The sequence below is a fragment of the Candidatus Bathyarchaeia archaeon genome, from assembly GCA_035935655.1.
Lineage (GTDB): Archaea > Thermoproteota > Bathyarchaeia > 40CM-2-53-6 > 40CM-2-53-6 > 40CM-2-53-6.
In genome coordinates, this window is record DASYWW010000011.1 from 72,721 (window position 1) to 97,123 (window position 24,403).

Annotated in this window: 33 protein-coding genes; 12 read left to right on the top strand and 21 right to left on the bottom strand. The window is 51.3% G+C overall.

All coding sequences use genetic code 11. From position 1 onward, the window contains the following. Positions 1–66 precede the first annotated feature (66 nt). From VGS11_00605 to VGS11_00620, 4 genes are all read right to left on the bottom strand, one after another. Positions 67–411: a PPOX class F420-dependent oxidoreductase gene (locus tag VGS11_00605; GenBank protein HEV2118597.1), complete on the bottom strand. Its 345-nt coding sequence runs from the start codon at positions 409–411 to the stop codon at positions 67–69. A 95-nt stretch (positions 412–506) separates the two neighbouring features. Continuing rightward, positions 507–1,328 (bottom strand): DUF72 domain-containing protein, encoded by an 822-nt coding sequence (locus VGS11_00610; GenBank protein HEV2118598.1) that lies wholly within the window; start codon positions 1,326–1,328, stop codon positions 507–509. 62 nt (positions 1,329–1,390) lie between these two features. After that, positions 1,391–2,191 (bottom strand): RAD55 family ATPase, encoded by an 801-nt coding sequence (locus VGS11_00615; GenBank protein HEV2118599.1) that lies wholly within the window; start codon positions 2,189–2,191, stop codon positions 1,391–1,393. Positions 2,192–2,247: 56 nt separating this feature from the next. Further along, the gene (locus VGS11_00620) at positions 2,248–2,895 is read right to left on the bottom strand and encodes a phosphatase PAP2 family protein (GenBank protein ID HEV2118600.1); all 648 of its coding nucleotides are present in this window, start codon (positions 2,893–2,895) and stop codon (positions 2,248–2,250) included. Between the two features lie 88 nt (positions 2,896–2,983). On the opposite strand from VGS11_00620, the gene VGS11_00625 reads away from it, so the two are divergent. From VGS11_00625 to VGS11_00640, 4 genes are all read left to right on the top strand, one after another. Further along, positions 2,984–3,880 (top strand): ribose-phosphate diphosphokinase, encoded by an 897-nt coding sequence (locus VGS11_00625; protein ID HEV2118601.1) that lies wholly within the window; start codon positions 2,984–2,986, stop codon positions 3,878–3,880. Positions 3,881–3,938: 58 nt separating this feature from the next. Next, positions 3,939–4,886, top strand: a complete 948-nt coding sequence (locus tag VGS11_00630; protein ID HEV2118602.1) for a PfkB family carbohydrate kinase — start codon at positions 3,939–3,941, stop codon at positions 4,884–4,886. A gap of 110 nt (positions 4,887–4,996) precedes the next feature. Next, positions 4,997–6,106, top strand: coding sequence for a hypothetical protein (locus VGS11_00635; GenBank protein HEV2118603.1), 1,110 nt, complete (start codon positions 4,997–4,999; stop codon positions 6,104–6,106). Between the two features lie 433 nt (positions 6,107–6,539). Further along, a complete protein-coding gene (locus VGS11_00640; protein ID HEV2118604.1) occupies positions 6,540–6,860 on the top strand; it encodes a hypothetical protein in 321 nt (106 codons plus the stop codon). A gap of 226 nt (positions 6,861–7,086) precedes the next feature. Here the strand turns inward: VGS11_00640 and VGS11_00645 are convergent, their stop codons facing one another. Further along, positions 7,087–8,277: a Xaa-Pro peptidase family protein gene (locus VGS11_00645; protein ID HEV2118605.1), complete on the bottom strand. Its 1,191-nt coding sequence runs from the start codon at positions 8,275–8,277 to the stop codon at positions 7,087–7,089. A gap of 125 nt (positions 8,278–8,402) precedes the next feature. On the opposite strand from VGS11_00645, the gene VGS11_00650 reads away from it, so the two are divergent. After that, positions 8,403–8,684 carry a hypothetical protein gene (locus VGS11_00650; protein ID HEV2118606.1) on the top strand — a complete coding sequence of 94 codons (282 nt, stop codon included), beginning with the start codon at positions 8,403–8,405 and terminating at the stop codon, positions 8,682–8,684. On the opposite strand, the gene VGS11_00655 is transcribed toward VGS11_00650, so the two are convergent. Next, entirely contained in the window at positions 8,681–9,268 is a 588-nt protein-coding gene (locus tag VGS11_00655) for a class I SAM-dependent methyltransferase (GenBank protein HEV2118607.1), read from the bottom strand. The two genes, VGS11_00650 and VGS11_00655, sit on opposite strands and share 4 nt — an antisense overlap. 98 nt (positions 9,269–9,366) lie before the next feature. Between VGS11_00655 and VGS11_00660 the strand changes: the two genes are divergently transcribed. Together VGS11_00660 and panD are read left to right on the top strand one after the other, a co-directional pair. Beyond that, complete coding sequence (locus VGS11_00660; GenBank protein ID HEV2118608.1) at positions 9,367–9,612, top strand: hypothetical protein; 246 nt, start codon at positions 9,367–9,369, stop codon at positions 9,610–9,612. A 114-nt stretch (positions 9,613–9,726) separates the two neighbouring features. Next, positions 9,727–10,125 carry an aspartate 1-decarboxylase gene (gene panD, locus VGS11_00665; GenBank protein HEV2118609.1) on the top strand — a complete coding sequence of 133 codons (399 nt, stop codon included), beginning with the start codon at positions 9,727–9,729 and terminating at the stop codon, positions 10,123–10,125. Between the two features lie 35 nt (positions 10,126–10,160). Here panD and VGS11_00670 read toward each other — a convergent pair whose 3' ends face one another. Further along, complete coding sequence (locus tag VGS11_00670) at positions 10,161–10,787, bottom strand: methyltransferase domain-containing protein (protein HEV2118610.1); 627 nt, start codon at positions 10,785–10,787, stop codon at positions 10,161–10,163. Positions 10,788–10,881: 94 nt separating this feature from the next. Here VGS11_00670 and VGS11_00675 point away from each other — a divergent pair, with 94 nt between their 5' ends. Continuing rightward, a complete protein-coding gene (locus VGS11_00675; GenBank protein HEV2118611.1) occupies positions 10,882–11,568 on the top strand; it encodes a hypothetical protein in 687 nt (228 codons plus the stop codon). 24 nt (positions 11,569–11,592) lie between these two features. Here the strand turns inward: VGS11_00675 and VGS11_00680 are convergent, their stop codons facing one another. Together VGS11_00680 and VGS11_00685 are read right to left on the bottom strand one after the other, a co-directional pair. Then, positions 11,593–11,970, bottom strand: a complete 378-nt coding sequence (locus VGS11_00680; protein ID HEV2118612.1) for a hypothetical protein — start codon at positions 11,968–11,970, stop codon at positions 11,593–11,595. A 47-nt stretch (positions 11,971–12,017) separates the two neighbouring features. Continuing rightward, positions 12,018–12,281 (bottom strand): hypothetical protein, encoded by a 264-nt coding sequence (locus tag VGS11_00685; protein ID HEV2118613.1) that lies wholly within the window; start codon positions 12,279–12,281, stop codon positions 12,018–12,020. A 75-nt stretch (positions 12,282–12,356) separates the two neighbouring features. Here VGS11_00685 and VGS11_00690 point away from each other — a divergent pair, with 75 nt between their 5' ends. Further along, a complete protein-coding gene (locus VGS11_00690) occupies positions 12,357–12,677 on the top strand; it encodes a hypothetical protein (protein HEV2118614.1) in 321 nt (106 codons plus the stop codon). Positions 12,678–12,841: 164 nt separating this feature from the next. Here VGS11_00690 and eif1A read toward each other — a convergent pair whose 3' ends face one another. Both eif1A and VGS11_00700 read right to left on the bottom strand, forming a co-directional pair. Next, positions 12,842–13,144: a translation initiation factor eIF-1A gene (gene eif1A, locus VGS11_00695; protein ID HEV2118615.1), complete on the bottom strand. Its 303-nt coding sequence runs from the start codon at positions 13,142–13,144 to the stop codon at positions 12,842–12,844. Between the two features lie 68 nt (positions 13,145–13,212). After that, entirely contained in the window at positions 13,213–13,773 is a 561-nt protein-coding gene (locus VGS11_00700) for a thioredoxin family protein (protein ID HEV2118616.1), read from the bottom strand. 65 nt (positions 13,774–13,838) lie between these two features. On the opposite strand from VGS11_00700, the gene VGS11_00705 reads away from it, so the two are divergent. Continuing rightward, positions 13,839–14,549, top strand: a complete 711-nt coding sequence (locus VGS11_00705) for a DUF72 domain-containing protein (GenBank protein ID HEV2118617.1) — start codon at positions 13,839–13,841, stop codon at positions 14,547–14,549. A 37-nt stretch (positions 14,550–14,586) separates the two neighbouring features. Here VGS11_00705 and VGS11_00710 read toward each other — a convergent pair whose 3' ends face one another. The 7 genes from VGS11_00710 to VGS11_00740 form a co-directional block, all read right to left on the bottom strand. After that, complete coding sequence (locus VGS11_00710) at positions 14,587–15,063, bottom strand: peroxiredoxin (protein ID HEV2118618.1); 477 nt, start codon at positions 15,061–15,063, stop codon at positions 14,587–14,589. 139 nt (positions 15,064–15,202) lie between these two features. Further along, positions 15,203–15,775, bottom strand: a complete 573-nt coding sequence (locus VGS11_00715; protein ID HEV2118619.1) for a hypothetical protein — start codon at positions 15,773–15,775, stop codon at positions 15,203–15,205. A 149-nt stretch (positions 15,776–15,924) separates the two neighbouring features. After that, entirely contained in the window at positions 15,925–17,208 is a 1,284-nt protein-coding gene (locus VGS11_00720) for an SLC13 family permease (GenBank protein ID HEV2118620.1), read from the bottom strand. Between the two features lie 147 nt (positions 17,209–17,355). Then, positions 17,356–17,751 (bottom strand): hypothetical protein, encoded by a 396-nt coding sequence (locus VGS11_00725; GenBank protein HEV2118621.1) that lies wholly within the window; start codon positions 17,749–17,751, stop codon positions 17,356–17,358. Positions 17,752–18,315: 564 nt separating this feature from the next. After that, positions 18,316–19,743 (bottom strand): M20/M25/M40 family metallo-hydrolase, encoded by a 1,428-nt coding sequence (locus VGS11_00730; protein HEV2118622.1) that lies wholly within the window; start codon positions 19,741–19,743, stop codon positions 18,316–18,318. A gap of 59 nt (positions 19,744–19,802) precedes the next feature. Beyond that, positions 19,803–20,117 (bottom strand): luciferase family protein, encoded by a 315-nt coding sequence (locus tag VGS11_00735; protein HEV2118623.1) that lies wholly within the window; start codon positions 20,115–20,117, stop codon positions 19,803–19,805. A gap of 57 nt (positions 20,118–20,174) precedes the next feature. After that, the gene (locus VGS11_00740; protein ID HEV2118624.1) at positions 20,175–20,708 is read right to left on the bottom strand and encodes a hypothetical protein; all 534 of its coding nucleotides are present in this window, start codon (positions 20,706–20,708) and stop codon (positions 20,175–20,177) included. Positions 20,709–21,076: 368 nt separating this feature from the next. Here VGS11_00740 and VGS11_00745 point away from each other — a divergent pair, with 368 nt between their 5' ends. Then, positions 21,077–21,496, top strand: a complete 420-nt coding sequence (locus VGS11_00745) for a PadR family transcriptional regulator (GenBank protein HEV2118625.1) — start codon at positions 21,077–21,079, stop codon at positions 21,494–21,496. 9 nt (positions 21,497–21,505) lie between these two features. Here VGS11_00745 and VGS11_00750 read toward each other — a convergent pair whose 3' ends face one another. Then, a complete protein-coding gene (locus VGS11_00750) occupies positions 21,506–22,654 on the bottom strand; it encodes a threonine synthase (protein ID HEV2118626.1) in 1,149 nt (382 codons plus the stop codon). Positions 22,655–22,774: 120 nt separating this feature from the next. Here VGS11_00750 and VGS11_00755 point away from each other — a divergent pair, with 120 nt between their 5' ends. Next, complete coding sequence (locus VGS11_00755; protein ID HEV2118627.1) at positions 22,775–23,074, top strand: PadR family transcriptional regulator; 300 nt, start codon at positions 22,775–22,777, stop codon at positions 23,072–23,074. Here VGS11_00755 and VGS11_00760 read toward each other — a convergent pair. Together VGS11_00760 and VGS11_00765 are read right to left on the bottom strand one after the other, a co-directional pair. Then, complete coding sequence (locus VGS11_00760; protein ID HEV2118628.1) at positions 23,071–23,613, bottom strand: 4-vinyl reductase; 543 nt, start codon at positions 23,611–23,613, stop codon at positions 23,071–23,073. The genes VGS11_00755 and VGS11_00760 overlap by 4 nt on opposite strands. 92 nt (positions 23,614–23,705) lie before the next feature. Continuing rightward, positions 23,706–24,392: a hypothetical protein gene (locus VGS11_00765; GenBank protein ID HEV2118629.1), complete on the bottom strand. Its 687-nt coding sequence runs from the start codon at positions 24,390–24,392 to the stop codon at positions 23,706–23,708. Positions 24,393–24,403: the final 11 nt, after the last annotated feature.

Sequence of the window (24,403 nt, forward strand, 5' to 3'; positions counted from 1 at the left end):
AGAGACTGGTCTCTCTAATTACAATCCGTACGGAAGGTGTTTGGAAGAGCGAACGGGTTCTAGTTGCTAGATGTTCCAGCTTCGTGTAATAACAGGCCTGATCCGGATGTAGGTTCCGGGGCCCATGTATCCAGTATGCTTGACGATGTCAGCTTTTCCCTGTATCTTGATTCCTCGCGGAGACCAGGGTTTCGCTGTTTTCAGATCATCAACGACGAACGAAGCCCGAGGATTCTCCAGCACATTCTTGTACTTCATGGTGTTCATGACGTCCCGCCCACTCACATAGACGTATTCACCGTCAGTATCGAAGCTAACTGCGGCAACATCGGGCCTTCCGGATTTCGACGATGTTCCGATTCTTGCCAGTTGCTGAGATTTCAGATAGGCAATCTCTTTCTCAGTGAACAATTCTCACAACTCTTACGAGCACATGTGCCTGTCCGTGCATAAGGCTGCCCCCTGTCTCCTAGCCTCCATGCCTTTTGTGAATCCAGAGTTCTGACTTATTTCTGGAACTCCGCCATGCTGCTCTGCAAAGGTCCGGATTCCTTGGACAACTCCTTCCAGTCCAGTTCGGCCAATCCAGCGAGCCGTCGGAACTCGTTCACTGATCCAGGCCCAAATCCTGCGAAGTGGTTGTTGAAGAAGATGAAGCCCTGCTTGAACAGACTGGATTTCTCCTCCAAGGCCGTGTACCATTTTCGCATGACCTCGCCCTGATCGCGTTGCTTTCCTCCGAAATTGGTTATCGATCGATCGCCCACCATTCGAAGATAAGCCACTTCAGAGGTAGCCTCCGGGGGAGTTGAGGCGTACTGATTCTCTGACCAGGCTAGGCTTACATTACTCGTCTCCAAGAGTTTGTAGATGTCGGCTTTGAACCACGACTTGTTGCGGAATTCGATGGCGTGAACGTACTTCCCGTCTGTCTGTCCGAGAAACGTCTCCAGAGCTTCTTTGTCTTTCTTGTAATTGAATGACGGTGGAAGCTGGATCACCAAGGCGCCGAGCTTTTCACGGAGCTCTGACATTGCCTTGTAAAACCGTTCTAGCTGCGCTTGACTGTCACGCAGTTTTAGCTCGTGGGTGATTTTCTTCGGAAATTTCGCGGCGAAAAGAAAGCCATCGGGAGTGACACGTTTCCAATTGGAAACCATGAAGGGCGAAGGTGTCCGATAATAGCTGGAGTCAATCTCGACCGCGTTGAAGACTTGTGAATACATGCGAAGATAATCAGCAGGCTTGGCGTCCTTAGGATAGAATGGGCCGACCCAGTCCTGGTAGGACCAACCGCTGCAACCGATTCTCAGCTTCTTGGGATCCACAGGCAAAAGGGATTCGGAGAAATGTCTAGTCGCGTCGTTAAAGACTCTTACCTGGGCATAGTTCAAAACATTGGTGTGTTGGAGAACACGATTCCCTGCTGCGTGATCTGGTAGAAATATCCCCTTGAAGGGGTTGGGTTACGTCCGATTTTCAACACTTTCAAGGTACCACCCCTCAGCAAGACCTCTCCTTGTCTCTTCCTCATCTCGATGACTCCGTCGGCGAGGTTTGCGGTCGCGTTTTCCACGTTAACGTCCACGACCTCGGTGTGCAGGACGGAGATTGTTACCGCTCGCGCGATCTGCGTTGCGAAGCGCATTACCTGAACGTACTGGTAGACGCGTTTCGCTTCTGCTAGCAGGAAAAAAGGTGTGATCGAGTCCATCACGATCACTTTGGGACCTATGCTCGGCTTCATCGCAAAGCTCCTCCCGTAGGCGAGGAGGTCCTGAAACCTCAAGGTCTCCTCCAAGATATCACCCGGGTCCATCTTGGGAAGAGACTCAGCAAGCTTCTGAGCTCCAAGCGAGAACATGTCGATAAACTCGAGACGCCCTTCCTCCTCGATCTTCGTCACGGCAATGTGATGGTCCTCGAGTCCGAGCTTAACCACATCAGCTGGATCATCGATGCAGTAGTAGAGAAGCTGACATCCTTGGCGAAGAAAATTCGCCACGAGTTCTCGTACGAGGGCGGACTTACCGCTCCCGATCGGACCCATCAACGCCACACTTGACGGCCTGGGGATGCCTCCACCGCTGACCTTGTCGAGAATGGGAATGCCTGTCGGTTGAACAGCCTCTACTCTATTATCCCCTGAGGACCTTTTCAATGGTCGCCGTGTTCCCTGTTCCTCAGGCAAGTGCTCTAGTTCGAAAGGGGCCGTGTAACTTGGACGACTAGCCTAAAGTGACAATATCAGTTGTTCGACCGGATCTTGGCCAGGCCCAAGACGAATGTGCCGCAGAAGATTCCAAGAAAGGCACCGCCGACAACATCACTTGGGAAGTGGAGCCCCAAGATGATCATCGAGACTCCAGTAGCGACAGCAAGCGCAATGAATGGGGAACGCGAGGCAGGATACCTTGACCACATCACGGTAGCGACCGTAAACACACTTGTCGTATGTCCTGAAGGGAATCCGGGGTTCGTAGGGATCGCGCCACGCGCCGCGATTCCCAGCGAAGCCACCTGGAAGGGTCTTGGAAGGTTGAAGGCTGCTTTCAGCAGGTCCGTCAAACCCATCGCAGTCACCATAGCGACTGCCAGGATCAGTGAACCGGTCCATTCGTTACGGTCCCTGCGAAAAACATAGAGCCAAAACACTAGCGGTGCCCAGATGAGATCGCCCACCGTCGCTAGCCCATAGAACAGAGGGACAAGATCATCGGGTATAGAATGATAGAGTGCAACAGCGAGGTAGGCATCTGTCGCGGTCCCGAGTAAGCGAAGGCCAAGCAGAGCGAGGACGAATCCTAAGGCGCAAATCAGAATAACTTTGCGTGAGTTCTCTAGGCTCTTGGCCCATGATTTGGGGTCGAGCCCGGTCCTTCCTAGTAAAGACATATGAGAGGCTCTAGCTTACCAACTGTCATTACGTGGACGGGTTGAGCCCTCACTTTTATTAGCACCGCATAGTTGGTCTCGTTCTCCCATGCTGATATTAGGTGGCTCCGCCAGCCAACCACTCGCCGAGAAAGTCGCAAAAGAGCTCGGCCAGGAAGCCGGCCAATTGGAAGTGAAGCGTTTTCCAGACGGCGAAAAATATCTCCGAATCCATGATAACGTCAAGGATCAGGATGTCGTAGCGATCCAGTCTCTCTATCGGACACCTGACGAGAACATATTCGAGCTCCTCCTGTTGACGGATACGCTCAGGGACCTGGGAGCCCGCTCCATTTCTGCTGTAGTACCTTACTTCGCATACACGAGGCAAGACTCACGATTCTATCCTGGGGAAGCAGTCAGCTGCGCATCCGTAGCCCGGCTTATAGAATCTGCCGGGGCAACAACTTTCCTTACGATTGATTGTCACCTTCACAGACTGGGAGACGTCGCGAAAGTCTTCAAGATCCCGGCTCGCAACCTCACCGCAATGCATGAACTGGGAAAGTACGCTCGGGAACACTTCAAACCGAAGAACCCCATGGTAATCGGGCCAGACGAAGAAGCTGACCAGTGGGCCGCAGTCGTTGCTAAGGAGCTAGACGCGGAGCATACGGTGTTTAGGAAAGTAAGAGTACGAAAAGAGGGTATGACCTCATCGAAGGTAGAAGTTGACGCCGGGGAAATAAACCTGAAAGGACGAGACGTAGTCTTCGCTGACGACATCATTAGCACTGGCGGGACCATTGCGGAGGCTGCAAAGGCTTGCAAGAAAGGAGGCGCGAAACGTATCTTCGTGGTCTGCACCCACCCCGTTCTTGCGGAAGGAGCTCTGAAACGAATCAAGACCGCAGGAGTGTTGAGAGTTATCGGGACAGATACCTACCCGGGCCCAACAAGCAAGGTCTCGGTCGCGCCAGTCATCGCAGCGGCGTTGAAGAGCTAAAAAACCGATCCAGAGCGCGATAACGTGGCATTGTCCACTCTGAGGGAGACGGTCGTAGGTGTCGCCTGACCTCGTTGTCACGGGGGCATTGAACTGGGACATCAACCTCTTCGTCAAACGACTTCCTAGACCCGGAGAAGAGGTGGTTGTGGAAAAGGTCGATCGGGTCCCGGGAGGAAAAGGTGGCAATGTTTCAGTTGCAGCATCAAGGATCCTCGGTCCACGGAAGGTGGCTTTGTTGGCTTGTCTGGGGAAAGATGAGATCGGCAAGAAACAACTAATGATTCTCAAACAAGATGGGGTGGACACTTCAGCGGTCCAGACGCTGATCAAACTTGAGTCGGGGCAGGCATACATCACAGTGGACGAGAAGGGAAGGAACAATATTGAGACGCATTTCGGCGCGAATGCCGGGCTGAATCGGGACCACATTATGCTCCCTGAGGTCCAGAATCTCTTCGGCAACTGTCGTATGATGGTTGTAATCGATCCGCCGCGACACGTCGCTAGAAGAATACTCTCCGAGGGACGCCGTCTCCGGAGGACTGTTCTTTGGCATCCCGGGGTCTTAACACGGTTCGGAATGAAAGAGTTCATCGACGAAATGGAGGGTTTAGACTATCTAGTCTTGAATGAACATGAGGCGCTCGCGTTCACGAGTACGAAAACCCTCGACGAATCTCTCGCTGCCTTCAGCAAGGTGGCCCCGAAAATGAGGATTCTCGTTACGTTGGGATCCAAGGGCTTCGCGTTTCATGAGAAGGGGAAACAGTTGAAGATGAAGAGCGTTGATCTTGCAAAAATGGGGCGGAAGATAGTGAACACGACGGGATGTGGAGACGCGTTTGTCGGAGCGTTCGCAGCATACAAGGTCCTGGGCTTAACTGACATCGAGGCGCTCAAGCATGGGAACGTGGCGGCAGCCCTCAAGGCCGGTAGGCCAGAAACTAGAGGAAGCCCGACTCGGAAAGAGCTCGAAGAGTTCTACCAGAAATACTCAGCCTAACGAATCCAAACCGGTAGTAAGTTCCAGATCACTTGGTTTGTTCCAACAAGATTCCGTAGAGTTCGCTTTAATGGTGGGCGTGTTTACCTTCATCCAAGGGAAATTCCGCATTGGCTAGTACCGTCGAAGTTGCAAAATGGGATCAGGCTGTTGCCTGGCTCTTGAAGAACGAGAATCCGGGCGTTCGATATTGGACGCTCAAGGATATTCTCGAAAGATCCGAGAGGGACAAAGATGTCGTATCGGCATTGAACGGAATTGCCTCCTGGGGCCCGATAGCCAACTGCCTGAAAGAGCAAGACCCTGCAGGCTACTGGGGCGATGGCGAAGATGTGTATTGGCCGAAATGGAGGGCGACTGTATGGGCGTTGATATTACTGGCTGAAATGGGGGTTCCGGGGGCAAATCCCTCAATCAAGAAAGGTAGCGAGTATTTTCTTCGAGTTATGGATGGACAGGATCGTTCTTGGCCTCCGCTGAAATACTCGGATGAGGACTTGCGAGGGTGGCGGCTGGTCTGGGAGCCTTGCGTAACTGGAAACCTGGCTCGGACCCTCGCGGAGTTCGGGCTCGAGGATGATCCTCGAGTGCGCGAAATGTTTGAGTGGCTAGTGAAGCACCAGCGAGATGATGGAGGATGGAACTGTGAGACTGAGGGACGGGACGGTCGTGAGGTTCACCATAGCTCGTTCATGTCGACGATAGAACCGCTGTGGGCGTTTTCTTCTATTGACCCCCAGAGGTGGCCTCGTGGCGGACGGGAAGCGGTAGAGAGCGGTGTGGAGTTCCTGCTAATGCATCGGTTGTTCAAGAGTGATCAGTCTGGCAAAGTTATTCGGCCGGAGTGGGCACAGCTTCATTTTCCGCTTTTCTACTTCTACGACATTCTCCATGGGTTGCGGGTGGTAACCGCGCTAGGTTTTGGTGGAGATGAGAGGACCAAGGATGCTAGGGAATTGCTAGTGTCAAAGCAACTGCCGGAGGGGACGTGGCCGCTGGAGGCCACATACGTTAGAGCCTTGCGTCGCAATTTCGTGAAAGATGAGAAGACGGGGCAGTGGCACTCAGTGAAAGAGGAAGGCGTTGATCTCTCCAACATCTACAAAAGCCCTGGAAAGGTTGTAGAGGTTCCGAGCATCTATTCGAGCCTTGGCGAGGTGGGAAGAGCCAACCCTTGGGTGACCTTGAACGCCCTTAGGGTGCTTAAAGAGCGAGACTGAACCGGGCCCGTCAACAAAGTGCGTGGTTGCGGTGTGGCGTTAGGATCTGTTATTTTCCACGAACGATGAAGGGCCGGGGAATCCCAGTGAACGTGGGATTCTAAGCATTTCACGAAGGGCGTGGCGCGAGAAAAATCGACCCCCGGGGAGTCATGAGTTAGTTAACAAGAAAATAGTTAGCAGAAAAGGAAAAGTTAGACAAGACCAAGTTCCAGAAAAGAAAATGTTGGACGATTGCGCTATTTTTGGCAGAGTTCAGCCTTTTCCGTGCGCAAACTCGATGCTACCCCTGGCTTTGGCGAACTAAGAGATGGATAGAGTTAGGGCTGAGTCAGTGGTTCGATGTTGACCCCATAATAGGGGGAATGAATCTCATTCACCTTGCTAGGTAACAACTCGATTATGTCGAGGACGAGCCCAAAGGGGCTCTGCCATGGGCCTCCTTGTAAGGATGGAGAGAATAGTCGAGTCGTTGATGAGCCTTGTCTCACTAGTGGGCTTTGCCAGTACCCTCATCCTTCTCTTCGTCTTCCTTACCACTCCTCCAGTAACGAGTATCACGGAGACGAGCGTTGGGGTCCAAGGCGTCTACCAGTATCAGGTCAGGAATATTACTATTCAAGGAGTTCCCTTCTTCTGGGTGTTTACGAGCCTGGTCTCATTGTCCGCTGGACATACGTACAAGTCTGCAAAGCATCTCTTTCTCCATGCCAAGGGCAAACATCCCCCGGCAGCCGTAGCGGACCCAAACTAGGCTTAGAAAATGCTACCGAAGGCGCGGAAAACTAGACCGCCTAGGCATTCGGTTCAGATTTCGATGGGGACGGGCTTTTCTGCTCTTTCCAAGTTGACCCGCAGACATGGCAGTTATGATACCTAAACTCGTCCGTTTCCCCAGACGAACGAGTACAGGGCCCCGTCGTCCCGCAGACAGGACAGGTATGAGTTGTCTGCTCCAAAGTGTTGGTCGATTCCACTTACTATCCGACCCTGATTATGTCTTCCTGCGGCTTAGACAGCTCCTCGTAGCCACTCGACGTGACCAAGACATCCTGTTCCAGATTGCAAGTTCCTAGCTTGCTCGTGACAGAGGGTTCAATGGTGAAGATCATGTCCTTCTGAACAGGTTTTTCCACCTGTTTTCCATATCGGTTTGGCCACCTTGGACCGAGAAGAGGCCCAATCTCATGGGTACTCCTCCCCAATACGTGTCCTAGCGCATGCTTGTATTCCGAGTAGCCCCTATTGACAACTACTTTTCTTCCAGCCCCGTCAACCTTGTATCCCAAAGTTCCGGGCTTTAGGACTGCGAGCGCAGCATTGTTTGCGGTTCTAGCTGTCTCGAACATTCGTTTCACCGAGTTCGGAATATTTCCAGGCCCTACGAAATAGACCCGTTGAATGTCACTGCAGTAGCCTTCGTAGTTGACTCCAAAGTCTAGCTTGACAAAATCACCGTTTCTGATAGTCGCGTTATGATAGCCAAGATGTCCCATCGGGTTGCTTGCGACATTCACAGAGGGACAGCGATCGTAGGCCCACGCCGTGGACAGGCCTCTCTCAGTGACGAGCTTGTGAGCGAATTCGTGAACATACTTATCCTTCTTACCAGGTCTGATCGCTTCCTCTATCTTATCGTAGATTTTTTCGCACTCGGCAATCGCCTTCTTCGCCAGTTCGACCTCTTCGGGGACGAGCCTAGCTCGCAGGGTTATAGCCAACTCTTCTCCGGAGACGAACCGTTTCGAGTACCCTTTCAAGGCCCGTTTGAGATATGCCTCCATTCCACTCGTTAGGCCATCTGCAGCACCCTCGTCATAACTCGCGTTGACGGCGATTTTCTTCGGATTTCGTCTTCGGATGATCTGTTTCAGCTTGGGGGCGGCACCTTCGCTCGCATAGCCAATAACCTCGTCGTAGAACTTGTTCTGCTTGATCGTGTCAACTTCTAGGTTCCCCACGATAGCTGTCTTGGTTCCGTCCTGATCTATGATCGCCGCGGATCGCCATGTCAGATCGCTAAACCTCAGATCTTGAGCCAGCGGATCCTCGTTTCCCTCCCTCGTGAACGTAATCCAGGCGTCGATCTCCCGTTCGGTCATGGCCTGCTGAATCCACTTTAGCTTCTTCCTCAGAAACTCCATTTTGAGGGGAGACTTGTCGAGCTTCACGCATTACTACAGCGCGTGAAACGACTTATCGCTTTCTGTGGTATGGTCCCAAATATTCGGAGAGTCCGAGAGGAAGCCTCCGCAAAAGCTACCCTCTGTGTCTCGGAAGTTCGCTAAGTCTATTATTGCCAGACTTTCCTAAAATCATGGAGATGCAAACCGAGCAATATTCAGTGAAGCAGTTTGGCATAGACGTTGATCTCAATGTTCGGAAGTACCAGGACGAATCTGAGGTTTTGAGACATCTCCAACCACTTTTAGAGAGACTGATCAGAAGCCCCGGTTCTGTTCCACCCGAGGCGTTCGCCCCGAGAAAAGATAGGTTTGCGATGAACCTCCATATGCCAAGAGACGAGAAAACAATTCCCACCATCTTCTCTCCATCCCACAATTCAGTGAGGTTCTAACCCAGTTTCTCGCTTATCTCCATAGCGTCCTTGGTAGTATCCGAGAATTCTAGAAGAGTCTCTACCGTCCGGCTCTTGTACAGACCCCTCTTCCTAACATAATCGAGATAGTCTTCCATTTGATCCTTGAATATGCCTACGTTGTCCGCGACGATGACACTACCTATGTGAAGATTCTTCTCGATAGCTTTGAGATACGCTAGATACTGGGTCTTCTCTGCATCCAGGAAGACCAAGTCGAAGTTTCCTGAGAGTTTCAGCAATTCTGTTCGTCCATCTCCTTCGATGAGCCTAATCTTATCCTGCATTTTCGCACGCTTGATGTTCTCGCTGGCGATCCGCACATGTTCAGGGCTCTTCTCGACTGATATGATCTCGACCTCAGGCGGCGAGTTCTTTGTCATTAGTATCGCAGAGTACCCGTAGAGGGCTCCGACTTCCAAGATTCGCTTAGGCCTCGCCCTTTTCACGATCTCTGCGAGAATCTTTCCTTTGACGGGTCCAATAGATGGGATAAACGAACGTTCACCGATCGCCTCGATTTCTTTGAGGACCACATCTGCTGGGTCCGATCGCTTCTTCATTGATTCAGCTCTCTCTCAATGCCTCTCTAGACATTGAATTGCTTTCTGTCATCCCTCATTCTTAAGAGCGAGATTGCATAAATCAATAGAGCGGGTTTATGACGTCAATAAACCCGCAGGTCAATTTCATCCTCAAAATATCGGAATCCTTCTGGACTCGTCTCGGCTGCATAATTCGAGGCCACAATTACCAACGCAAGTATCTCGGAAGGCGACCATTGCCAAATGGCTACGTTATTGGTCATGCAACCTACATTTGCATTCGATGCGGAAAATTCAGGGATTGGCCAACTACTTTCAAGGAATGGCTCAGGCACCCCTTCGAGCTTAGAACACCAGATTAACGCCGCGCCACGGTATATCCTATGGCTACCTTGTTCTCTAGAGAGACAGTAGCCCCCGTTCAAATCTAGCGAGTCAAAGGGGCCTAGATAGGAAAGATGGGTGAAACAGCAAGATTGCAGCTGAGAATGCTCAAGGGCAAGATTCACAGAGCTCGAGTTACGGGTGCTGACCTGAACTACGAGGGAAGCATCGAGATAGACTCGTCTCTAATGGAAGCGGCTGGAATTCTTCCCTTCGAGAAGGTGGACATATGGAGCATCACCAACGGTGATAGATTCTCCACTTACGCCCTCCCCGCCGAACCACGAAGCGGAATCATTGCACTCAATGGCGCAGCCGCACGAAAAGTACAGCCGGGCGACGAGATCATAATCACGACGTTCGTATCGATGAACGAGAAAGAGGCTGAGCACTGGAATCCGAAAATCGTTTTTGTCGACGAGAAGAACCGGTTTAAGCCTATGACACACGTGCCCAGAGCAATGGCCGGTAGACGCAAATTGAGTCCGTAATCCAACGGCGGCGGAAGGACAAGAATCCGTCCTCTTCAGTTCTGTTTTCTGGCCGACGCCAGGAACATTGGTATCTCAACCCGTTGTGCTTCGTGCGAGCTTGAACAACAGGAAGAGAGGGTTTCTACTTTCACGCTGTTCAGTCCCTTCTCTCTCATCATCACGGCGACTCTTTCCATCTTGAACCCCAACCACAAGTCGGCGTGCTCTCTCCGCAACCACTCGTGGCCATGTTCCTGTAGGTCTGAGATCGCCATTCTTCCACCCGGCCTGAGCACCCTGGACATTTCCGAGATAGCGACCTCAGGGTGAGGACAGTGGTGCAGCACCATGTTGCCGATCACGACATTAACAGATGAATCTGGTAGCTGCATGTGTTCCACGTTTCCAACTCTGAACTCAACCTTTCCTTTCCCTAGCTTTGCAATTGATTCATCGCTCATACCTCTGGAGAAGTCGAGCGCGATGACTTTGCGGGCGACCATAGCGGCTCCTTCGGTCAGAAATCCTGTTCCAGCACCCACATCCAGGACGGTATCGTCGGGACTAATCCGGGCCGCATTCAAAACAGCGTCTCTAACTTCCTCGCCGTAGAAGTTCTTTCTCATCTTGTCCCACTGGGACGAGACTTGATCGAAGTATTCCTTCACCTTGTCCGACAATGACTCTACAAGAGATACCACAAGAATCAGTTAAAGGATGCGCAAGCGTGTGCCCATTCCCTAGATTGAGAAAAATTGGAGAGGTGTCAATATAGTGATTGAAGCCGATTTCTACAGGGTCCGGCTTCATTTTGAGCGCTTATTCGCCGACCCGTCTATCTTCGAGGATCAGAGAAACGTCGCTCGACGATACCTCCTCCCTGGGACCGTTGGCAACAAAGCCCTTAGCATCTATCAGGTAACAAGTGATATCTCGCCAACGGATGATTTGGGGAAGTCCTCTGAAATTGCCGGGACCGCTCGGTATGTTCATCGGGGAAGAGTTGTTCGCTCGGAGTACTTCGAAAACGCGAACGTGATTCTAGAGTATGCAGATTTTGGCAGTGGCATCTCGCGTAATGATCATCAAAGACTGTGGAAGAAACAGAGGTGGGGACGAATGGCTTTCAGTCTTAAGGAATTTCACCACGAGCATTTGATGATCGAGATACCTGATACTTCCCAGCTCTACGAAATGCTACGTGTTAGGGCAGACCCGACAACTCTAGTCGACGTCGAGCTTCCAAACCTTTCCGACAACTTGTTTCGCTCTGCTGTTGGCTACCTAGAAACCCGCTTGAAACAACTCGCCGGGGCGGAGCACCAGACGATCGAGATCTATGTTGCAAAAGACTTACTTCCTAAGGAGAAGCAAGCCTTGGAGAAGAGACTAACGCGTCCTTCGACCCAGTCTACGATCTACATCATGCTATCGAAAGCCGAAGCACCGGAGCAGCTCTAGCGACTCTTTGTCGGGAAAGAAAATCTAGACGACTTGCTTGTAGGATTCGGTGAATTCTGGATCTATTACTCCCGAAATGACTTTCTCAGAGCCGTCGGGAAGTATTACTGGCGTGCCTGCGGCGTGGTAGGGAAGCTCGAATTTCTCAAGTTTCTCTGGGGCATCTACTTCGAAGAGTTTGCGACAGGCCCCGTTCTGGTAATGGAAACAATAGATCTTCTCGACACGTCTCTCTCCAAACCCGCCAGCTCTTCCTCCGGCAGCGTTAGAGTCCTCAGGCAGTTGGAGAATGTAAACAGAATTTTCTCCTTGTAGTGTTCTCAGGTCAACGGGGTTTTGTGCGACGAGTATTCGCCGGCCTTTTTGGGAGATGAGGTTCGCCAGTTCTTCGAGAGGAGTCATATTATCCTCAACCGTTATGTCATGTAGAAATATCTATGCTGGGCTGGTCAGAGAAAGCTTATCGTAGCGTCCTTCCTACCGATTCGGACCAGCTTTTCGATCTCCTTGCTATCCTCCTCACTGAGGGGAGTGTAGAGCCGGTAGTCTTTGTTGGATCCTGAGTATCGGCCGGCTATGAGATATGCGTCCTTGTTTGCCTCTTTCAGGACGGTGACACGGTTCAGCGCGTCCTTTGCTGTGTAAAGATAGAGAGGGCTTGGATCGAACTTCTGGACATCTTTCAGTGAAAGCTGTTTCTTTTCAGTAGGCATTGACTACGCGCGGCCTCTACAACCCTCTGATCTTAGTTAAGCCTTCACGATGAGACATGACGTGTCTTAGCGTCATTGGTATGGCTTAAATGCCGAACATTCATCCCAACCCTTCTGAACGAAAAAATGAAAATGTACATTGTGATACTCGGCGTGATACTGCTGATAGCCGGAATAGGTGGAGCCGCATACTACGGATTCGTACCTAGAACTCGTGTCTACGGTGCCATAGGCGTTGCCGTCGTCGGAATCGTAGTCGCTGCCTTAGGCGCTATGATGAAGACAACTAGCGTAGGCGCTACCACGACTGGACAGTTCGCCTGCCCAAAGTGCGGCGCAAAGTTCGGCTCTGAAGCAGCTTTGAACCAGCATACCAAAGACAAGCACGGAATGTAGCTCGATTCACAGGCTTTTCTGCAGAGACAGACAAACGCTCGAGTACGCTTCCGTGCCATATCCCCAGAACTATTCCCGTTTTTTGACTCCCGAGATTCTAGGCCTTACCTCAGTCCGTTTGGGAGTGCTGTGAGAGGACCAGATTCGAAAGATCTGGCCTCTTGCTAGACCTTGAGCTGGCCTGATCTGCGGAGAGACTCAACTTGTCCCTGGGTGTACCGGAACATGATGTCGCCGCGCTCTGGCTGGAAGTCCCACGGAGCGACCAGTACAGTATCGCCCATCTTAATCCAGACTCGGCGTTTCATCTTTCCACGGATTCGACAGACTCGCGTAACGCCGTCGGCGCACTCGACGAGTACTCTGTCGTAGCCAAGTAGGTTCTTGACCGTCCCGTAGAGTTGGCCTGGGCCAGGTGTGAGCATCTCGCTGAGGTTGGCCTCACTGAGGACCTTCCGCTTACCCATACTATCAAGCTACTAGGGTATGGGAGTGATATTAAAGGCCAAAAGTCAGGCCGTAATTCTGTTGCTCTTCAGTTCTTCCACTTGACCGAGCAACCGAAAGGTCTCGTCTCCTGAACAGATGGCTTCTGGCCCGAAAGAATCGCGTCTAACGCGTTCCCGAGATCTTTGGTCTTCACCTGTTCGGGGTTTCTGTTATCGTCAATTCTGCCCTTGTATTGTAATCGGCGTTGCTGGTCGAACGCGAAAATATGTGGGGTGCAGATTGCCCCGTATTTCTTGGCGATTTCCTGCGTTTCATCTCTGAGGTAGGGAAAGTTGAAGCCACGTTCCTTGGCCCTTTTGATCATGTTTGGGTAGCTGTCTTCTGGATATCCCGTTTCGTCGTTGCTGTTAATCGCGACTAATGTGACTCCTTTGGCCGCATAATCCTTCTGGAGCTGAACCATCCGGTCTTCGTATGCCTGCACGTACGGGCAGTGATTGCAGCTGAAAATCACCACTAACGCTTTCTTGTCAGAGAAGCTCTTCAGGGTGTGAGTCTTGCCATCGACTCCTTTCAGTTGAAAATCGACCGCGGACGCGCCTAATGGAAGCCCGACCGAGTCGAGGGTCGTAGGTGAGGAAGGCATGTCGAATGGGATGAGGAAGGCCTTAGAAACCTTTCCGACTCTGATTCCTCGGGGAATGGATCGGATTGAAGACCAAAGCGATGGTAGGCGTCTCAGGGTTCAGCTATGCAGGATGGAAGGGCAACTTCTACCCAGAGAACCTGAAGACCGAGGAATTTCTATCCTACTACTCCCAACAACTTAACAGCGTAGAGATCAACAGCTCCTTTTATGCCCCTCCAAGCCTCGCAATGGTGAAGTCATGGGCAGCCAGGACCGGCGATAATTTCAGGTTCTCGTTCAAAGCACCGAGACAAATTACTCATATTCTGAAACTCGCGAAGGGGTCGGTCGAAGCCACAGAGAGACTTGGAATAACACTGAGCTCTCTTGGAGAGAAGAAGGGTCCAGTTCTCTTTCAACTTCCACCCTACTCGAAACAGGACTTGAAACTCCTGGAGGATTTCCTAGCGAACACTTCCAAGATCGGGGAGAGAGTGTTTGAGTTCAGACATGAATCTTGGTTGAACGATCCTACCTATGCTACGCTAGAGAAACACGATGCCGACTTCTGTATCGCAGAAACAGAGGATATGAAACCAGTCTTCAAGGTTACGGGAAAGAACCCGTATTTCAGGCTGCGAAGAGAATCCTACGATGCAAAAATGATTGAGGACTGGACCGGGAAGATTAGAGAGACGAGTAAGGGAAGCGAATCAGTTTACATCTATCTACGCCACGACGAAACCGGGGACAACGCAGCGAGGGCGTTGAAGATCCTAGAGTCGTTTACTTGAAAAGACAGGCACCCGATACCGATGTTGTAATAGTTGCCTACGTTGTCTTCGCGGCTGCTTTCTTTAGCTCTTCGTAGTTCGGTTCCTTGGTAGGGTCATCACTGACCCACTTGTAGACGACAACCCCATTGTGATCTAGTATGAAGACGGCTCGTTTTGCAACAGTGTATCCTTTGAGGTTCCCGAAGTTTTCATGGTATACGTTGTAAAGTTTCACAACTTCCCGGTTGTAGTCGCTAAGGATTGGGAAGTTGAGATTGTTATTCTGTGCAAAGGCCTTGTTTGTGAACGGATCGTTGACACTTATTCCTGCGACCTGAGCGTTGATCTTGTTCAGCTCTTGTATGTTGTCACGGAATGTGCACATTTCACGGGTGCACACTGTGGTGAATGCTCCTGGGAAGAAGGCGAGTATCGTTGCACCATTGGGTTTCAGAAGCTCTTGAAGGGCTCGAGGTTTTCGATCAGTGTCGGGGAGTGTGAAGTTCGGAGCTTTTTCTCCCTGGTTAACCATTTGTTAGTCAAGTTGGGCGCATGTTTGATAGAGGTTTCTAAACCTTACAGCTCTTGACCCGCAGTAGTCTCGAAAAACAGGAGGGGCTAGTGAATTCTAAAAAGAAAATTGGGGAGCCGAGGATTGTATTCCTGGCCCACTAGTCGTCGTTGCCTTGATCGTCGGAGCTTTCGTTATCTTTGTTGTCCGCACAAGCGTTAGTATCGTCGGTGTCGTGGCCGTTAGAGTGAGACGCGTGACTGTCGGTGGTGTCGTTGTCCGTCTTTGTAGAGTGGGTTGCGTCGTGTTGCGGGTTGTGCTTGCCTAAGGCTGCCATGAATCCGTGTGCTTTGCTGACTAATGACGTGTCTGGTTTGTCTTGCTTGCCTTGTTTGTCATGTCCCTTCGCAAGGTGCTTGCCTTCGTTTGAATGACTGCTAGAGTCAGTCGACGTAGGGTTAGAAGTGCAAGCCGGCGGATTTGTATCGGGTGAACAGTTGGTGGTGCAAGTCGACGGGGGAGTGCAATCGGTTGTGCACGATGTTGAAGGAGTGCAGTTCGTGGTGCAGGTTGAGCTCGTCGGTGTTGTGCCACCGTTGCCTTTGGTGTTTCCTCCACCACTGCTTGATGCTTGTAGTGCGGGGCCGTGTAGCAGGAAGGGCACGAGGAAAGCGCCGATTCCAGCGACGATCAGGGCGATAGCGCCCACTTTGCGTTTGGTGGATGAATCCATTCTTTTTCCTATCTCCCTTTTCTTGGAGTTGAAAGCCCGGTTGAGAGGGCTGGGTATATGATACAACGATTTGAACAGCCAGAAAGGTGTCAAACCAGGACCTTTGTCCCGAACGGTTCTTGAGTTGTTTGATCGTGTGTAATATCGAGCTATAGTACTCGGAGAAACAGGTATAGGATGAGAAGATTGGGAATTGTCACCAGGAGTCCGATCTTTGAGAACTCCAAGAACCCGAAGCCTGATCCTCGGCTCTCAGCTTGTTCTAGAATTATGACATTGCTTGCCGCGCCCAAGAGACTGATCCCTCCGGAGAGAGTACTTGCACCTGCTAGCGCCATCCATGGCTTGACATCAGCGCCAGTGAAGCCAGCTGCTTGCATCGCTTTGATGTAAACTGCGACAAAGGGAACGTTGCTCAGGAGCTGGCTGAAGAATGCACTAGCCAAGATTATCGTTATGATCGAAAGACCGGGATCAGACTTGGTAAGAACAGGCAAGTAGATCATAAAGCTCTGCAGGGCGTTCGACTCCCAGAAGGCCTGCATTACGATGAAGAGGGAAATGAAGAAGATGATAATCCCCCAGTCGACCGATCTGAGGATCTCCCGTCGTCTCCCGCTTCCCAAGAATACAATCGTCGCACCTAGAAGCGAAACCGTTCCGAGGTTGAAGTTTCCCTGAACCCCAAACAATTCAGCGATACCAACGAGGAAGAAGCCGATCACAACTATTCCGGCGGCCGATCCAGAGAGCTTTGCTAGTGTTTGATCTTTGATTGCATCTCGAGGATTAGCTTGGAGTTGTGCGAGTGTTGAGTTTGAGAATTCTTTCCTGTAGTACCATCTGAGGATTAGGTATGTGACTCCGAGCCCTGCCATTGTTGGTGGGGCGAGGTAGTAGAGAAAATCGAGCATTGGGTTTGGAATTCCTGTTGATAGGGCGACCAGAAGGTTCTGCGGGTTGCCTATGGCCGTCATCGTGCTGCCGATGGTTACACCCAAGGCGAGAGTGATCAGAAAGACTCCGGGTCGGACCCTCAGCTGCTTCGCAACGCTCAGCATGATTGGCGTGGCCATGAGTGCCAAGGTGTCGTTCACCAAGAACGCTGACATCGCACTTGTTCCGATCAGAGCCAGGCCGAAGATTTTCTGGGGTGACTTTGCCAATCGCAGCAGCCTCAAGGTTAGGTACTCGAGGAGACCGGAGAGATCCAATGCGGCAACTACTGAGAACATTCCTAGCAGGAAGAAAATCACGTTGAGATTGATCGACGCGTAAGCATCTTTTAGGGGGATGGCGCCGGAGAAGATCATTGCGACAGCTCCCGCCATCATTATGGTCCAGACCGGGATGCGAAACCATCGGAGGTTTCGTAGAACTATAAGGGTATAGACAGCTGCGAAGATACCTATCGGAAGATACTCTAGTGTCAACTTGCTAATGGATCCACAAGATTCCTACCATACTAAGCAATTTCGAGAAGTCAGCATTGCTGCCCAATTTTTTCGGGCTCTTTGTGGAAGCTAGTGGCTTCGGAATTGGGTTCCTGGAAGGCCAGCTCCCGTTCTATCCACTGATGCCTATAGTTCTTCGAGCATCTTCTGGGACCAGAGGAGTGAAGCTTCTGGTTTCTTGGGAGAGTCTTTGTCTTTTTTCACCTTGGGCCTTGTAGGAGGTTTCTCCGGTCTAGATGCTTCTGGAATTAGGCCCTTGTTGGGAATAACTGGTTTGGGACCTGCTGGGTCCTGACCTTGTCCAATGACAGCGCCATCTGGATCTCTCAGGATGCCATTCTCGTAGAAGGCTTTGTAGTGTCCTTTGTAATCGTAGATGAACCCGTCGTCATCCATCCATGCGATGTTGTGACCGTCGAAGTCGACAATTCTATGGTCTTTCAGTAGCCTGTATCTTGCAGTTCCGTTCTCGTCCCATATTACATCGATTTCTTCTTCTTCAGCTTCTGGTCCTAGTTCCAAAGTCGTCCACTCACGGGGGCTATCCCTCAAGCTAAGAAGGTTACCGATGATATTGATAGCAAAGTAGGGAATAGGATCTAAGGAGACTTTAACCTCCCTGTTCAAATAGCTGAGAGACGATCACACAGGACAATGGAGGCTCAAGGAGACAGGCACACCTGTCCTGTCTGTGGGCATGTCGGGCCCTGCATCTATGCTGGTTGGGACGACGGAGACAACTTTAGAGTGCACAACTGTCACATCTGCGGCTCGACGTGGAAGGAACCGAAAGTAGGTCTGGATCGCGCTGCAAAACCGACACTGGAGCAACAAGCTCATCAGATAGCCTAGTCCAACTCTCCCTGCTCAAACCGAGATCCAACGTAGATATACTAGTCCTGACGACGAGGAGGCTCTGAACGGGATTGCCGCGTCAGTCAAGGACTTTTCGTATCAGGACTCGACAGAAAAAGACGAACAGGTCTAGAAAACGTACGGGTTCGAGTCGAAAAATAAGCAACCCTTTCAAAAGCAAGCTTTAGTCCCGAGAAAACGGGTCATCCTGCCCAGAGTGACACGAACGGCCTAACTTGTCATCTTACCAAAGTTGTCCAGCATTGTGACGAAGGATTTCTCCATCGAGGCTAGTCCACCGGTTGGTCCTTTTTCGTCTATTACGATGTACTCGTTCGGGGAGTGCTGTAGAGCACCGTGGCCGAGTCCGCCGATCACTACTGGTAGGTTCAGGGGTTTCTTGTTGAAGAGTGCAAAGGGTGCGCTTCCTGCGATGGTGGGCCATAGCTCGGGGTCTTTTCCGAGCTCTTTGTAGGATTTTATGACTGCTTGTGCCGGTGGGCTCTTGTAGCTTGTTCGTGACCATCCGTAGCCTGCTTCTACTACCCTTATTTGGATCTCCTTGAATCCATACGCGTCTAGATGGTTTCTTATCATCGGTATCACATCGTCCTTTCTCATGTTCGGAACCAAGCGAACATCCATCTTGACGGTAATCTTGTGTGGCAGCAACGTCTTTGTCTCAGGTCCGGCGTAGCCGCTTGCAATGCCGTTGATATTGAGGGTGGGATCAAAAAGATACTTCTTCAACGCCTCGATCCCATGGGTGTCGCCGATGAACCTGTCAACCTTCAGCTCTTCTTTTGTCGCGGAATCGTTGAACGTCTTCTCCAGCTTCGGGAGGAGCTCGCGGTCTTCCTTGTTAGGAACCTGTGCGTGGCGGTAAAAGTCCTGAATCGTTACCTTGTTGCCGTCGGGACCGGTCATGGTGGATAGTGCCTGAATCATTTTCCAGACTGGGCTGTCGACCCAGGCTTTGTGGCTTCCATGTATTCCGAACTCTTTGGGGCCTCTTCCCCATACTGCGCCGTCGAGTTCGAGTTCGAAGTATACGATTCCCTTGACGCCTAGATACATTACGACTTTTCCGGTTCGGTCTTGTGAGCAGAATGGAAAGAAGACAGCCTTTGCCGCTTGCAGGTCTTTCTCGTGTTTTGAGATGAACTCTGGCAGGTGGCGGCTTCCGAGCTCTTCCTCACCTTCAACGAGGAACAGCATGTTTACGGGTAGTTTCTGGCGTGTGGCCTTGATCGATTCGCAAGCATTCAGGAACCCGCGCAGTTCTCCCTTCGTGTTAACTGCGCCGCGGGCTACAAGGCATCGACCGAACGGTGGAACATCCATCAGCGTCCCCGCCAGGGGGTCGACCTTCCAGCCAAGCTCGTCAACTGGCATAGTATCGTACATCATGTAGACAACGATTGTCTTGTCTGCTCCAGCGTCATATCGGCCGTAGACTACCGGGTTTCCGCCAGTCTCCTCCAGACTTGCCGTGGCGCCTAGACTCGCAAGGTAGCTTAGCACGAGATTCGCGCACTCTCTAACCCCTTTGTTCTCGGGAGAGATGGAGGGTTGGCGAATTAGCTCCTGGACTTTGGCGATGTGTTGCGGGAGATTCTTGTCTATGTGAGCGAAGACTTTTGCGCGATCAAGCGGCATGATGTCGCCTGAAAGATTGGTTACGGTATAAGCATTGAGCGAAGGATTCTGGTGTTCGGCTATACTGTGGAGGAGGCGAACTGGTAGGACTGTTGTAGAATCCTCATTATTCGGCGGAGGTCTGGTCTGGGTCCTAGTTTGAGTATGACCCATCCTTCGCGGTCATGGACTTCCGGAGAGCGGGAGACTGTGCCTTGGCTGATCATGACCTCTTTCAGGTCAGGCGGCAACCGTAATTCTATCCGGTCTGGGCTGTGAATGTGAGCGAAGGACTTGCCGCCCACGTGCAGCTCGATCTCTTCGTCTCCATGGTCTTTCATCTCGACACCTGGTACGAGGAGCATCTCGCCTGCGATCATGTCCAGTAGGCTCATGGCTCAGTTGCCTGAGTGGTCAGGGATGCGACTTATTTCTTTCTCGTCACGATCCCGCTAACGTGTTGGGCGGTGACTGTCATACTTTCTTGGGAGGCTGATGTACCTCCTCAAGCGTGGCCATCCGGTCTTCGCGTATTTGAGCCGTTCAGGGTCGTTCTTGATCCACTTTAGCATGTGAAAGAAGCTCCTCGCGCGCTTATCGTCCCTTTCGGGAATCGGCTCATACCCTAGGTTTCTGATCTCGTCCAGGTACGCTGTCTCCACGTTATTCTGAGCGTATCCCGTTATCACGGCGGTCTTGACTCTTGTTTTTCCATATTTCTCGCTTAGAAGAGGCCTAGTCTCATCGAAAAGGAAACTACTGCATATTTCGATCTCTTCATCCTCGCCCAGTTTCATCTGGCAAAGGAGATTGAGGGCGAGCTCTGTCGCCTTCTTCTGGTACATCTTTCTCCCGAAACTCGGACTCTGGAAGTAGGACACGGGAATCATATCATAATGAAACTCTCCAGTTTCCTTACGGTGCGCTCCAACCACGACTCCGTATAGAAGGTCTCCGACGCCCGCATCGTCGATCTGGATGGTCATATTGTGAACCTAGATTCTGTGCGGGTCGGACATAAGCGTGATTTTCCGGGGAAACCACTCTTACGTCTCAAGACCCTCTCGCTAGTACCCCCCTTTTTTTCTCGAAAATTTCCCGTATGGTAGTGATAATGGGCGAATTAGGCGAGTCAGGGCGCGGTCTGGGCTTGGACGGCTCGTGAGTTTGCTTGATCTGTCCCGCCATTCCCGAAGGATTCTAGGATGAGATGTGGGTGATGTGATAGATTCGAGATCTTGGCATCTAATTGGCGATTTACGGTCGCTCGATAGAGTCGTATTGGCAAGGCTGTTGAGGATGGGAATGTTTATATCTCGATATCGGATATCCAATATCGGAAAAGCGATATCGAATGTTTCGTGGATTTGGAATGTTCAGAAAACGTGGGCTCAGACCCTGGGTCCTCAACATCCTAAGAAGATCGCCAAAGAACGGAGCGGAGATAATGGACGAGATCGAAAACATGAGCCAGGGATGGTGGAGACCCTCCCCAGGATCCGTCTACCCAATGCTCGAAGAAATGGTCCAGGATGGACTCATCAAGAAGAGGGAGGACGGCAGATACGAGCTAACAACCAAGGCGCAACAGGAAGAAGAATGGCCCTTCAGCCACCACTTCACCGGCCCCCGATCAATAGACGCAATGCTAAACGAGATCACAGGCTACATATCATACTTCGAAGACCTAACAAAAACCGACCGAGCGAAGCTAGACTCGTACAAAGACAAGATAACAACGATGTCAGAACGACTTGCTGCATTAGTCAAGTAGCCTTCGTACCTAGATCTGCTCTAGGGTCTTCAGCCCAGACCCGGTTGCTATGAGGACTACATTTGCTGACCTGTCGATCATCTTCTCCTGGTAAAGATGGGATAGAGCTGCGATTGTCGCTGCGCTAGAGGGCTCGAGGAGAAGACCTTCAGTCTTGAGAGCTTGACCCATCGACTTGCGGATCTCCGAATCTGTAACGGACAATGCTATGCCCTTTGACTCTTTGAGGCAACGAAGAATCCACTTCCCAGCCAGTGGCTTGGGAATTTTGAGGCCGAAGGCGATGGTTTCGGGATTCTTCCATTCTTCAACATCGTCTCTCTTGGAGTTGTAGGCCTTGACCACTGGCGCGCAGCCCGCAGGCTGGACCGCGATGAAACCCGGTCTCCCTTTGACCCACCCGATTTTTTCCAGAATCGAAAACATCTTCCACATTCCCACTAGGCCGACTCCGCCCCCGACAGGGTATAGGACGTAGTCTGGAACTCTCCAATCAAACTGTTCGCAGATTTCCAGGGCAATGGTCCCTTTGCCATCATGGCGAAACGGTGTGACAAAAGTCGAGGCATTGTAGGGTCCTTTCCTATTGGCAACATTCTCCGCTCGACGTCCGGCGTCTGCGATCGTACCGTCAACAAGGCTGACGGTTGCTCCAAGTTTCCTGGAGAGTTCGATTTTTGCGGGATTTGCTCGCCGGGGAAGAAACACTCGACAGGTTAGTTCTGCGATGTGTGAATATAGGGCGAATGAGCATCCCGCGTTCCCCTCGGAAGACAAGACGATGTCCTCTACACTCAATGAGGAAAGAGCCGTGATCGCGAGAGAGGCGCCTCGATCCTTGAACGTCCCGGTCGGGTTTTTCGTCTCGTCTTTCACCCACACGTTTCCATGAAAGGAGTTCAGCTTTCTGAGGGGAGTATTCCCCTCGCCTGCGGAGACAATCCTGTATGTCTCATCAACGGGCAGGAAGGCTTTGTATTTCCACATGGATGGAGTGTGGTCGAGATCGTTCTTCGAGAACCCGCTGAGCATCTCTGGATTGATTATTGTATCCAGGAGTCCATTACACTTGGAGCACTTTTGGGCAATCTTACCCTTAGCATAGGCGGCATGGCATTCTGTACACTGCAGCCCTTCATAGGCATCCTCTCGGCTCAATTGGACCTAGTAAGGCGAGGATGCGATACCCTCTTAAGAGGGGGTCTTATATTGAAATTCGATAATATCGAATCTCGATAGTTTCCTCGTGAAAGCATGACAAAAGCCGTCAATGAGCGCATGGTTAAGAGCTTCCTCGACCTCTTCGTCCTCTCACTTCTAGACAATGGAGGAAAACACGGCTACGAGATCATGCGGGAATTGAAAGTGAAGACCGGCGCCCACATTGGTGCGGGGACACTGTACCCATTGCTTTACGAGCTGGAAGAGCGCAGACTAGTCGCTGGGGAATGGATGTCTCCAACGCGGAGAAGTAGGCGGGTGTACAGAATTACAGACCAGGGCGAAAAATATCGTAACCAATCATTCCAGGGATTAGACAGACTACTGAAAATATCGTTCTCGAATTCGAACTACTAGTCGGGCAATCTCTTCGATTGCTCAGCGATTCGAGTGATCTCCGCAGGCTCGCCAATTACAGCCTCGCAGAACCGATCACCCTTACCTTGACAGGACACCTCCAGCGACTCTAGCTTTCTACCAAAAGTCTGCTCCATCGCACCGGTAAGAATACCGCGGCCAAAATGACATACTGGAGTCTTGCCCTTCCGGTTCCGGACAGAGACCCCGTTTGTCCATCTTACCCTGGCAATCTTCTTCTCGAGATCAAAGTCGACTATCGAGACTTTCCCCCATCCGCCAAGGGTACCCAGACTATCCGCAACCTGGTTCAGTCCTCCAGGGCGTTTGATGTCAAAACCGGATTTTTTCGCGATACTCATGTATTGAGACCCTCCTTGTTTGCCGATGCTATACTGGAAACTAGTGGCTGTAATGGGGCCGAAGCTTTCGGTCAACTTGTCCTCGATGGAATGAATCAGTGCAACGGGAATGAAGAGAAAACGTTCATCGAATGCGGTGATTATTCCCTTGGTTTCGTCGATGTCTAATGCCTGCAATACATTGCGCCGGCGGTCAGGCTTCTTGGCAGTAGGCAGAGGAATTCCCGAAGATCGGAGAGTTGGCTCTGCTTAAATGGTCTTGCGGTAAATCAAGTTCTCAGCTCATCGTCTCGAACGGTTAGGGACCGAGCGAAGGTAAGCGCCCCGTTAGAATCTGCAAGTTGGAGGTAGGGCCCTCGGGCAGAGGGGGCGCTTGGTTTTTGTTTCTTCCTTCGTCTAGCCATGACAAATGCAGCTAAGACCACAATTACTCCAGCGATCCCAAGCCCAACGATAAGCAGTATTGTGGCGTAACTGGAGAATAGTGAACCGATGGTCTGGGAAACTAGAACCATCTTACTAACGCTGACTGGATTGGTGTTGAACCAAGCGGAGTTGTTGCTGTACTGCCATGTCGCGGTCGCCCTGACGTTGTGGTTACCTATGAACGCGTTTGGTGGGATCAGAACCGGAGTATCGATCCCCCCTCTCATGCTCGCTGTCAAGTTGAACGAAAGCCCCGAGGAAATCTGACGTGTTCCATTGGACCAGAAGTCCGACGCTAGCGATATGGTGGTGACTCTAATGGTCAACTGACCAACGTTCGTAAAGTTACTGAGAATCGAGATAACACCCCCAGGAAAAGGTATCCCACTGTAGCCTAAATCGTAGTTCAACTTGTACGATTCAGCACGCGCACTCATCGTCGCAAGGCCGGGAAATGAAAGAATGATCAGCGCCAGTACTGCCATAATCCGAATAATCGGATACTCTTTCATCAGTCGAGGAAGGCGCAAAGTTCTGTGAA